The organism is Bdellovibrionales bacterium (assembly GCA_019750295.1).
Lineage (GTDB): Bacteria > Bdellovibrionota > Bdellovibrionia > Bdellovibrionales > JAGQZY01 > JAIEOS01.
Map to the genome: position 1 here is coordinate 65,677 of JAIEOS010000026.1, position 11,310 is coordinate 76,986.

Below are 11,310 nucleotides of genomic sequence, written 5' to 3' on the forward strand. Positions count from 1 at the left end.
AGTATGGTATTCCCAGAATTACTTCTCAGCGACTTTCGTAACCTGCTTTGGAATAGCTTTGAGCCAAACGTCAACAATCTCTGCTGAACGCTTCTCTTTCCCCTCAGTGTACTCAACAGTGGACCTTTCTCTAAATTCCGCGCCGGAACCTACGGCCTCAAATAAAAGCTTATACTTTAAGTTAATGGAAGAAATCTTCTGATGCAAAGGAATGACGTCTTTGCTTAAGAACTGCCCTTTCCCTGTGCTATCCTTCCATAGGACCAACTGTTTAAAGGCTTTATCTTTTTTATCGATCACACCATCTCGATTTTGGTCTAGGGTCGCCAATTTATCAAAACCATTTTTATAGTGAAAGGTATCGCCAAAGAGATCGTCTCCGCCCATCAACTTTTTATTCTTATTGGGTAGGCCGATGAAGTACCCCGCATGATTCGCCTCGGGCCAATAGGTATTGAAGCCTTCCTTTAACGGAAATTGGGAGACTTGATCAAACTTCGGTCGCTCTTGATCAAAGAACACCATGAGCGGAGAATAATACCCTCCACAAAAGCCGGCTTGCCCTGGGAAAGCCGCGCTAATATCAAAAGTAGAGCCATCGGCAGACGCCTCGACGCTAATATGACCCGTCGTCAATGGCCCATCGTGAGCGGCGTACTGAGCATGAGCTACACCTACGCGCTGTTCGAAACCGGTGATGTCCACAGAGAGAGAGTCCACCATTTCGGTGATCGTTGCGGTCACCGGATCCAGACTCGCGCCAATGGTTTGAGGAAAGGTAATGGAAACGTAGTTTCCAGAATATCCCGCTGTAGTGCCTGAGGGAAATCCGACAACTTCAGTGCCGATGTTGAGTGAGCGCTCCGTGGCCTCGCTACCAGCGAATCCTGCGGCTTCTTTAAGAGCTGCAATCGCGGGAAACGAAACAGAAAACGCAGTCGGAGTACCACCGACATTGATATTCCCACGCATAATCACGGTGGACGTCGGCGAAATGGGATTCGCTACTCCTCGCAAATTGGTTCCAAAGCAGGAGGCGCGAAAACGAATGTTTCTGTTTTTCGTCGTGAGACGAGTATTGTTCCCCGTCGGAGAGGCTTGCGCTAAGGGGTTACCCACATTCCCGCTACTAGAGACAGTAAGTCCCGCACCGTGAGCGCTGGTGTAGCCGGTCAAAATGAGAGCCGAAATTAGAATTGTCTTTAAGTGAGACACGTTTCCCCCTAGGTCTTTCCTCAATTCTACCCAACAATCAGGAGATTACAAAAAATTTTCGAAAGACCGCCCCAATAGAACACAACTTTTAGTAGACATAAAAAGGCTGACTGTCTTCGAAGATAGTGTCGGGATGTCGAATTAAGCGAATTTCGCGAGGTCCGAGACTCGTGGCTATGCTTCCTGTGTCGTAAATTTTTAAAAATACAAGACCGCCGCCGAATTGATGAATCGTGACCGCATTCGCCAAAGTGGTTGAGCACGTCGAGTCGCTATAAAACTGGATTGGATGTGGAAACGCTGCGCCCGGTGACACATCTATAATTGTAAAATTCCATGTCGAAGTGACTGTGGTCGAGGAAGGAATCATCGCGCCGTAAGCGTTCGTGGACTGAATTCGAACAGGAATACAATCTTGCATAGATGAGGCTGGTCGCTTCACCATGCGAGGAAGCCTCAACTTAAATCCCTCGCGAGTGTCATTCCCTAAAACTTGGATTTCGTAAAACGAACCTGTAGCCAGCGGCGACGTCGGAATTCCAAACTCCACTTGAGTTAAATGGAAGTCCACAGGATAGGAGCCTGAATCCATTTCGAACTTTACGAAAAATTGAGAGCGCGCCGTTGTGGCCGCAGCGGCTTCACTTAACTCCGTCGAACAGGTTTCGCTGGTGTATTCACGAGCCACAATCTTGTTTCCTTGAATTTTTCCTGAAACTCGAAAGGCCACTGGTGTGTGAGCTGTTCCAGATGTACTCGCCCGTTTGACATCGTACGTGTAGCATTGCCCTTTAAGAACTAGTCTTGGCCCATTGATTTCTAAATGCGTGATTCCCGCCGAATCTTCAAACATCTGAAACTGAGCTGTCTCTTGATCTCGCCTAAAGGCAACGCCTTTGACCACTGGCGAATCGGTTTGCACCCGCATCTGATATATCGTGCCGACGTAGCCGCTCGACGCTGGAGCTCTTATCCAGCGCATGACATTGTTCGTGCCTGCACTGATCGTAAAATCCTGAGCTGCGGACAACTGGTCGTCGCAGTCATGAAAACTGGCGTAAGACTCGACAGGCGTAAAATCGACGCTAGTTGCACCCGCCAAGGTTTTTCGATCCAGAAATTGAACGACAATCGGGGCTGTTGCGGGCTGTGCTTGGCCCAAAGGATTACGCAACTCCACTTCCACGGCGTTGCAGGTGTTCCACTGCATCTTTTGCCCTGTCGGAGAGCCGACTTTATTTAAAACGAGATGAGACGGAAGGTTTGCATTGAGCACCGGCTCGCGAATGGGAGAACCTTCACATTCACGGAGCCAATCATTCTCATGAGTTTTGAGCTCCATCGGGATGGTCTGAACCGCCCCTGCAGATAAGCTATTGCCTTCCGATCGCCCCACGATCCATACTTTCGAAAGCATATTCGTCGCATCTTTGTAAAAAGATTTGTTGCGCGAAAAATCCACGCAATTTCCAACATCATCTTGTTTTGAAGCCAAAAGATAAAAATTACGTTTTTCGCCGCTAGGGACTTCGATTTCGATGGACTGAGTGGCGCTACTTCGAACAACGCCACCAAAGACAATTCCGACTTGAAGAATCATTTCCATTTCGGATAACAAATTCTTTCGACCGCATCGGAGGTTGGAAAGTTCGGGCTCGGGACCAGCCACTGCCACATAAAAACAATTGAGTTCCGAGAGATCCGGACCATCATCGCTCGAAAAATCTGAGATTTTTTGAAGTGACTGGGGATCAGGGAGTTGAAAGACAACTTTCGACGCCCCACCCTTTTCGCGAGTGCAAGCCATTGTCAAAGTGAACACACAAAGAAGACTAAATTTAATAAGTGGCATGGATACGTATCGGATATTTTCCCATTTCCATGATCTTTTTCCCAATCTGAGACACTAAATTTAGTCCGGCAGGTGCGCCGATACTTTTTGAGAACCACTGCATCAATTTGATGCAGTGGTTCTCAAAAAGTATCGGCGCACCTGCCGGACTCTTCGGCGCACCTGCCGGACTCTCGGCGCACCTGCCGGACTCTTCCCGGACTAAAACTGGTCTCGGGGGGTATGTATTTTTGTGGGGAATTGCTGGGATTTTCCCGATAAATCCTTATGCATCAGCGCTGGCACGGCTTCGTTATTGGGATTTTCTTTTCTGCACTTTTTGCAGCGGGAACTCACTTCTATTTGACCGCGCGCCACGGTCGCGTCTTTCAAACGCTACAAACTTTTGATGACCGTTTTAACGATATTAAATTTAAATTTTTATCCCTCGAAAAAACCAATTCCACGGCAGTGCTTGTCGCTGTCGATGATGAGTCCATTCGAGAAATTGGTCGCTGGCCTTGGCCCCGCGATGTGATGGCGCAACTCCAAGAAGAACTCGTTAAACACAATGTCTCTGCCATCGGAATGGATATTATTCAGTCGGAGCCGGATCTCTTCTTCCCCGAAAAAGATAAAGCCCTAGCTCTCTCGACGGAAAAGATCTCCGATAAAATGATTCTTGGAACATTTAGTAACAACCAATTACAGATCCTTCCCTATCAAGATTATTGCGTGAACGAAGCCTTTCTCGTCAATGGAGGGTCAGAACTGATCAAAATCAACCCCACCTTTGTCGTCGACGATGTGGGTGCCGACTACGACGAAATTCCATGGGCAAAACCTTTAAAAATGAGTTTTGATTTTATCAAAAAACGAACGGAAGTCGCCTTCCTGCAAAGCAAAGTCAAATTCAGTGTCGATGAATTGACGGCTTACCAAAAGAATTTTCTCACTGCCCAGAAGACCTCCGAAATTTTTAATTACTGTAAACGTTGGCTGACCTCGGAAGACGAAATCTTTAAAGAGCACGGGCCCACTCTTCTTCCCGTCTACGAGGACATTCTCAAAATAAAATTTCCAGACCCAAAGCTATCAACCTTAGAGAAACTCGAAAACTTTAAGAACTCTGTCGACTCCCTGCCGCTTCCCCAGTACGGCGATTGGCAAGGAAATTTTCCGGAACTTCAAGAAAAGGCTCTCAATACCGGAAGTTTCGTCACTCAGTTAGACAACGACGGCTTAGTCCGACGTTATCCCATGTTCTATCGTGCAGGGAACAAATTAGGGACAAGTTTTGTACCCTCTCTCGCCCTTCAAACATACCTGGTCGCTAAAGGTTATCGCGCGGATGTTAAAATTGATAAAGTGAATGGTATAAAACAGATCGTAAGCTTTTCGATTATAGATCCTTCGAAAGATCCCGAAGTTAAAATACAAGATATTCCTGTCGATGCCTCCGGCCAACTGATTGTAAAATATTATGGTCCAACAAATACCCTTCCCTATGTTTCTGCGAAGGACCTTCTCGCTACGGATGATGAGTTCATCTATGTCTACACGCGTGCCGAAGACAATGAGCATGGGCAAATGCGGATCGAAGCTAAAAAACATAAAAAATCGGATTTTTTTAAAGGCAAAAGCGTCATCACAGGCGTGACGTCTCTCGCACTTTATGACTTGCGAAACACTCCTGTCGATAAAAACTACCCCGGCCCCGAAATCCATCTCACAGTGCTGAATAATCTTCTCAAGGGGGACTTTGTAAAACCGCTGGGACATGCTCACTGGATTATTCCTGGAGTGATTATTGCTCTGGGCCTGTTGATGAGCTTGATCTTAACTTTTATTGGCGCGCTCCCCGCATTAGGAAGTATGGTGATCTTTTCTTTAGGCTTCGTTTATATCGACGGAATGGTTTTTCACAAACTCCATCTTTCCTACTCCAGCCTGGCGATTTTAATTGAAATCATCGGACTGCACTTTACAACCTTCATCTTTAAATACTTTTCCGAAGAACGAAAAAAAATAGCCCTCAAAAAAACCTTTTCCAAATACGTTTCTCCCGCCGTCGTCGACGAACTTCTGCGGAGTGACGAGAATTTAAAAATCGGTGGAAAAAAACAAGTGCTCTCGGTGTTTTTCTCCGATCTGCGTGGTTTTACCGACTTGTCTGAAAAAATGGATCCGGGGCAGTTGGCGCAATTTCTTAATGAATACCTCACACCGATGACTCGCGTGATCTTTGACAACAAAGGAACTTTAGATAAATACATGGGCGACGGCGTGATGGCTTTTTTTGGAGCTCCCGTCACCGATAAGGATCACGCAATCAACGCCTGTCGGTGCGCTCTCCAGAGTCTCGAAGAATTAGAGATCTTGCGAACCGAATTTGCTCGGAGAGGTTGGCCCCTGATCGATCTTGGTATTGGAATCAATACCGGACCCATGAGCGTCGGAAACATGGGCTCTGCGAGCATTCAGAGCTACACCGTGATCGGAGATTCGGTGAATCTCGGCGCGCGTCTCGAAGCGGCGAATAAAGAATTTGGGACCCGCATCCTCGTCAGCGAATCGACCTTTGAGCAAGCTCAGAATTATTTTTGCTTTCGAGAAGTGGGTCGCATTGCCGTCAAAGGCAAAATCCAACCGATTCGAACCTACGAGCTGATTTCCGAAAAAGTAAAACCTGAAATTCACCAATGGTTAGATCTCTACCATCAAGCCTACCATCTTTACATGAATCAAAACTTCGCAAAAGCTCTGGAGATTTTCGAGCAGGCCGAACACCTAAAGTCTCAAGACAAAGTGACCTCGATCTACAAGCAGCGCTGTTTGGAGTACATTCAAAATCCCCCACCCGCCGACTGGGACGGCGTCGACCGCCTCAAAACCAAATAGGCCTAAAAGAAGCCGGTGCGGTAGGTGAGCATGGTCATGACGATCATTTTGCTAAATTGGTAGCCGTCGACGGAGGAGTCGTTGTCCCAGTACTGCACACTCCCCGTCAGAGTTAATCTTTCGCTCATATCGTAGTTTCCGCCGACGCTGTAAATGAGGCCTTTATCTTTACGGCCCGAAAACGAATCCCTAAAATCCATGTTGTAGTAATCGATTTTACCATAAGTGAGCCACTTCTCGCCGAGAGGATAACTCCCCCCGACTCCAAGACTAGGGCGCGTGTAGCGACTGTTCGCGCCAACGGCATCATTCAGTGTGTAGATCAGATCCGCAAAAACAGTCTTGCGACTCGTACTATTAAAATTATAAGACTGCGTTGTGGACACCGTCACCTTGGTCGCCGTCTGATCAAAATCCGGAGTGGTTTCAAAATGAAAAGTATCTCGCGAAGCCTCTAGTTTGTATTCCTGCATCCACTTTTGATTCTTCGAGCGCGAGTAGCTCGCTTCAAAGCCGGCGATGCTATAAATTAAATCGCGACCATCCTCATCTAAACTCATGTAGATCTGTTGGAACATCGGAGTGAACGTCAAAATCGAAGTTTGACTTAATCGAGTGTACGGCAAAGAAATTCCCACCTGCAAGGGGTCCACACTCTGAACCGTACTGTCGGATTTAAACTGAGTGTCTACGCTATAAATGTCAGAAGCCGTGGCCCGCGCCAACAGCTGATTTTTTTCCTGATTGATTAAGCGATAATCCAACGTGCCACCATACATGGCTCGATAGGCGCTCAAATCCGAGGTTGAGAAATTGTCGGCAATGTTGAGAACGTTTTCGTCGTAAATCAAGCCTGTATGAAGCGTGATCGCCCACTTCTTTTTTTGATCTCGCTCATACGCTTCCATACGGATCGTTTCTTCGAGATTTCTTTCGGCGATGATGTCGAGTTTAGGGTCTTTTGAATGATCTAAAATGTACTGAAAATTCTGTTTGGCCTCATCATACTTTTTTTGTTTCTGTAAGAGTAGACCCGCGTACATTGCAGATAATGGAGCTAAAGTTTCGTTTCTCGAGTCTTTGACATCTAAAAACTTTTGTAAAGCAAACTCTTGCTCGTTGAGCTTAAAGTGATTCAAGGCCTGGTAATACGGAAGCTCGGGACTTTCCACCGAGCCTTCCAAAAGGGAAAGGATCGCCAGGGAGCGAACAAATCGATTGTTTTTATAAAGACAGATGGCGTATTCGTAGTAATACGTGTCGACGCTGGCGTCGAGCTTGATCGCTTTTTCGTAAGCCTCTTGAGCCGTAACGTATCCCCCCCGATTAAAGAGAGAGCGCCCCTTTGAGTAGTATTCGTAGGCCTTGGCTTGATCTTTAGCTTTGTCCTCTTCGTTTTTAGAATTTTGCAGATCAATGAGAGACTGCCGCTTGGCTGTTTCCTGCAGTTGGAGCTGGATAAATTTGCGCGATGCCGGAGCCGCCTGAGCGACTCCGCAGATGATGAAGAGAAAAAGAAAAACGATCCTATTTCCCACGATTTGGATTCACCGTTCCCGTCGGAGGCACTGTGGGTTGAATGATCACTTTTGTTTTGTCCGTCTTATTTCGAATGGCATCATTAACCCGGGTATTCGGCGGTGGTGGAAGAAGTTGTTTGATCGGTTGCGGAGCTGGTGGACGATTCGCATCCGCCGTGGGCATCTTATCAAAGGCATCGGGAGTTTTATCCGAGGTGTCCTTAAGAGGTTCGCTCATCTCTTGAGTTGGAACAGCGGCTCCTGATGGTGGAGTTGCGCTTGTTCCCTGTCCAAAATTCTTCACCATCGTTTCGGAATCGAACCGACGGAAATCTCCCTCGGGAATATTTTTGGGGAGCGTCGGAGCGCCACTTCCGCTCGTCGCTGCCGACTGCTGCTTATTGACAATCACAGCCTCGCCCACCTGATTTCCTGAAGCGAAACTCGAAAAAGCCACGGACCCTTTAAAAGTCACCACTTCCGTCTTTTGAGTTTTGGTGTCGAAATCCACTAAAAAATCGGTTCCACGAACCCCGGCCACCGCGGAAGGTGTTTTAATTATAAATTTACTCTTTTCCCCATCGTATTTATTTTTCACTTCGTTACGAACTTTTCCTTCGTTCAGCTGAAGTTCGACATTTTTATTTTCGCCTTCGGTGTAGCCAGCGATCCTTACCGTCGTCGCCGGAGAGATATGAATGTTATTTCGATCAGACATTGTGATCTTGGCGCGGGAGTCCACTCCCGCCTTGACGGTGTCCCCCGGGTAGACCTTAAGTTGGACTTTCGCGGCCTGCGAGGAGCCATCTTTCCGATCAACCTTGACGTCGCCCTTAACCACCATAAATACGCCGTAGCTACTTTGAGCAAAGACCGAATAAGGAAGAAAGAGAAAAGAAAAAAACCAAATCGCTTTAAAGATCTGCATATTTACCTCGTGTGTATGGATGAATTATCACACAGACCAAATCGACTGGCTAGCTTTCCACAAAGTCACCGAACTTTTTATGAGCGGAATAGATCAAAGTCGAGATCTCTTCTACCAAAGACCAGCATCGGGATACCCCAAATGCTCACGAATCAATCGTTCGAGACTCTCACCAGTGACGTTGCCGTACCACACTTCACCCCCGACGTAGACGACGGGGCCCGCTTTAATTCCTAAGTAACGGGCATAATCGAGATGGTACTTCATCAAAGCCTCGGCTTTTTTATCGATGAGACATCGCCGAAGTTGATCCACACTCGACAGATGAGTTTTAGCTTTTTCCATTAAAATTTGTTCCGACTGATCCTTATTGTCGCCAATGATCTCCGGAAGATACGTCCAAAACTTTTGAGGCTCCTGGAGCCAAACACAGAGTAAGCCCTGGATGACTATATTTTGCATAATATTTGTCTCGGAGGAGATCGGTCGATACAAGAGATCGACATCCTTGGGATATTTTTCAAGAATACTTTTCAGTTGTGAGAGCACGCTGACCGAGGCCGAACTCTGAGTGTCGGAAAAAACAACCACCTCCAGCTGTTGATTCTGACTGCGATGATGGGGCGTCCAAGGAAGTTCAGACTTTACCGTGTAGTTTGGTTTTGGAAAATAAAGTCGAATAGGTAAAGGTAATACATATTTTTCGAGATAGTAATTGGTGGACTTCTGTTTGGTTTCGCTCAACCACTGGGCTTTGGCGATCTCTCTTTTAGAAGGGTCCATTCCCTTCTTTTGAATAAAGGCTTTAAGTTCGTCCTCGGAAATCGTCTGCGGCATTTCTTTAAAAACCTGTTTGTTAAGAAACTCCTCCGAAGAAATATTATGTTTCTTGGCTTCGAGATTTAAAAAATGATCTTTGACCTTTTGATAAATCAACTCTCGACGACGTCTGTAGATCTTGGTGTTCACTGAGCCTAGGAGGTAATGCTCCTGATTGGCATCCACCATGGTCACGGTTCGCCCATCGACGCTAACGGCGCTCGCAGGATTCGAGGCGTTGCTGAATTTTACAGAAATATCTTTTTGAGGAATTCCGTACTGATTCAGAATGGACTTAAAGTCGCGCTCGAAGTTTTTCCCCAAAACAACAAACTCTTTAGGAGTGTCTTGAGCAAAGGAAACAAACTGAGCATACAAAAGAGCAAATTCGATCTCGCGTTTCTCTTCGGCAAAGGCCAAAAGCTGCGAATCGCGAATCTCCTCAGGGAAAATCTTAAACTCCCCGATCGAAGCCACCTCTGGCGCCGAACTCTCCACATGCTCAAAAAGATGCAACCCTGCCTTACTCGAAGGCCGCGACTTCAGCTTCTCCCGCAACCAGTCGCACGACGACAACCCACTCACCACAAGAACCAGCAGAATAATCCTAAAATACGACATACCCCATCTTAGAAGGTACGCCGTTCAATTCCCAGACGCAAAGCGGTAATATCGGTCATACATGTTCAATTTCCCTTTAAATTTTTCGGGCTTGATTGATAATTGGAGGATGAAGAAAATTTCGATCTTATTTTTCTTAATCCTTAATCAATGCAGTTGGTTTGAAGGTTCAGCCCCAACCGCCAGTGACTCCGCAAATCTGAGTTACGTCGAAGAAGCTGTTGAGCATCTCAACAACCGAAATATCGATAAATATCTCACTTATTTTTCCCCCAATATTAATGTGTTCGCCAGTAATGGTTTAGGAACTACTCGAATTGCGACAGGGATTTCTGATTTTAAGGGCTATAGCTCAGCATTTACAAAAGCGAAAACATTTAAGGTTAAAATTTTGAGTAAGTTTTCAGTATCTCCTTGGGTTTTTGTTCATCAACAAACTAAAGCAGGCTCCTCACTTTTGGAGGCAGCGGTGGTATACCGAATCGATCAAGGTAAGATTGTTGATATGATGATCATTGGCGAAAAGAACTCTAAGTAAAATTTAATTATCTGGATTACGTATTTCAAAATAAACAATAGGGGGCGAAGAGGTTAGCTTCGTTCTCCCCAATCTTGATAAAGTCTAGCTTATGGAATTTGCTTAAACGTCGCCCAACCACTATATGCTGGTATCGGGTTTGAGGGATCAGCGGCTCTCGTTGCAATAATCACGACTTGGAGAGTATCACCAGCCACTAATTCATAATCAATGTCTATTGTCATCGACATATAATTGATAGTCGTTTTTGCATCCTCATCAACTATATTTAATAGGACAGTTCCATTTTTAAATACTGCGAGCCGCGCTTTATCTCCGGCCTGATACTGTGCTCCTACTGCTACAACTGCAGACACTTTAGTCGATAATGAATAAAAACCGTCTGTTGGCGCTGTGAATGTACCTGTCGCACTATCATAAAGCGAACCTAGGTCATAGATCTCGGTTGGGAAAATCACGGGAGCGAATCCTGTTGCAGGATCATAGACGAGAGAAGTACCACTACTAAAAGGTGCCTCAACTGAACTTTTTGACAAATTCCCCGTCCCGCCAACATTCGTTAGAACGTCAATTTCGCCAAAGCGATTAACCCCTTTAAAAAGCCCGGCCACATTATCATAAAAAATTTGTCCCACTTCTCGATTTGCCGGATGTGGATCCGTGTTTAAAACGGGTGCCACCACATCAAAGAGCGAGCGAATTCTTGACTCCTTTGATACTGCATCGACCGATACACCAAATAAAATTGCCAAAACTAAAATTTTCTTTTTCATGATGAAATCCTTCCATGATTATCCTGACGAACATACGTCGTGAAGTTATTCAACAATCAAAAAAAAAGAATATCAATAAATTTAATTTATTTTATTTCTTAATTAAAGTTAATATTTGTACTGACTAAATAAGGAGTGAGCAGAAACGTAGTTTAGCGACTATC

General features: G+C 45.7%; 8 protein-coding genes. 2 read left to right on the forward strand and 6 right to left on the reverse strand.

Features of this window, described 5'->3' with window-relative positions; translation table 11 throughout:
• Nucleotides 1-18 precede the first annotated feature (18 nt).
• Together K2Q26_06995 and K2Q26_07000 are read right to left on the reverse strand one after the other, a co-directional pair.
• Nucleotides 19-1,215, reverse strand: coding sequence for a hypothetical protein (locus K2Q26_06995; GenBank protein MBY0315247.1), 1,197 nt, complete (start codon nt 1,213-1,215; stop codon nt 19-21).
• An 88-nt stretch (nt 1,216-1,303) separates the two neighbouring features.
• Nucleotides 1,304-3,067, reverse strand: a complete 1,764-nt coding sequence (locus tag K2Q26_07000) for a hypothetical protein (protein ID MBY0315248.1) — start codon at nt 3,065-3,067, stop codon at nt 1,304-1,306.
• A 267-nt stretch (nt 3,068-3,334) separates the two neighbouring features.
• Between K2Q26_07000 and K2Q26_07005 the strand changes: the two genes are divergently transcribed.
• On the forward strand, nt 3,335-5,947 hold the full coding sequence (locus K2Q26_07005; protein ID MBY0315249.1) for an adenylate/guanylate cyclase domain-containing protein: 2,613 nt from the start codon (nt 3,335-3,337) through the stop codon (nt 5,945-5,947).
• Between the two features lie 2 nt (nt 5,948-5,949).
• Here K2Q26_07005 and K2Q26_07010 read toward each other — a convergent pair whose 3' ends face one another.
• The 3 genes from K2Q26_07010 to K2Q26_07020 all read right to left on the reverse strand — a co-directional run bounded on the left by K2Q26_07010 (nt 5,950) and on the right by K2Q26_07020 (nt 9,835).
• Nucleotides 5,950-7,485: a hypothetical protein gene (locus tag K2Q26_07010; GenBank protein ID MBY0315250.1), complete on the reverse strand. Its 1,536-nt coding sequence runs from the start codon at nt 7,483-7,485 to the stop codon at nt 5,950-5,952.
• Nucleotides 7,475-8,395 (reverse strand): FecR family protein, encoded by a 921-nt coding sequence (locus tag K2Q26_07015; protein ID MBY0315251.1) that lies wholly within the window; start codon nt 8,393-8,395, stop codon nt 7,475-7,477. Before K2Q26_07015 ends, K2Q26_07010 begins: the two co-directional genes overlap by 11 nt.
• A gap of 111 nt (nt 8,396-8,506) precedes the next feature.
• Nucleotides 8,507-9,835 carry a thioredoxin domain-containing protein gene (locus tag K2Q26_07020; GenBank protein MBY0315252.1) on the reverse strand — a complete coding sequence of 443 codons (1,329 nt, stop codon included), beginning with the start codon at nt 9,833-9,835 and terminating at the stop codon, nt 8,507-8,509.
• 109 nt (nt 9,836-9,944) lie between these two features.
• Between K2Q26_07020 and K2Q26_07025 the strand changes: the two genes are divergently transcribed.
• A complete protein-coding gene (locus tag K2Q26_07025; GenBank protein ID MBY0315253.1) occupies nt 9,945-10,373 on the forward strand; it encodes a nuclear transport factor 2 family protein in 429 nt (142 codons plus the stop codon).
• Nucleotides 10,374-10,462: 89 nt separating this feature from the next.
• On the opposite strand, the gene K2Q26_07030 is transcribed toward K2Q26_07025, so the two are convergent.
• On the reverse strand, nt 10,463-11,146 hold the full coding sequence (locus tag K2Q26_07030; protein ID MBY0315254.1) for a hypothetical protein: 684 nt from the start codon (nt 11,144-11,146) through the stop codon (nt 10,463-10,465).
• Nucleotides 11,147-11,310 lie beyond the last annotated feature (164 nt).

Excerpts from the sequence above, each read along its gene's own strand:
- K2Q26_07000 (MBY0315248.1), bottom strand. The coding sequence starts at position 3,067 with ATGCCACTTATTAAATTTAGTCTTCTTTGTGTGTTCACTTTGACAATG.
- K2Q26_07005 (MBY0315249.1), top strand. The coding sequence starts at position 3,335 with ATGCATCAGCGCTGGCACGGCTTCGTTATTGGGATTTTCTTTTCTGCA.
- K2Q26_07015 (MBY0315251.1), bottom strand. The coding sequence starts at position 8,395 with ATGCAGATCTTTAAAGCGATTTGGTTTTTTTCTTTTCTCTTTCTTCCT.
- K2Q26_07020 (MBY0315252.1), bottom strand. The coding sequence starts at position 9,835 with ATGTCGTATTTTAGGATTATTCTGCTGGTTCTTGTGGTGAGTGGGTTG.
- K2Q26_07025 (MBY0315253.1), top strand. The coding sequence starts at position 9,945 with ATGAAGAAAATTTCGATCTTATTTTTCTTAATCCTTAATCAATGCAGT.
- K2Q26_07030 (MBY0315254.1), bottom strand. The coding sequence starts at position 11,146 with ATGAAAAAGAAAATTTTAGTTTTGGCAATTTTATTTGGTGTATCGGTC.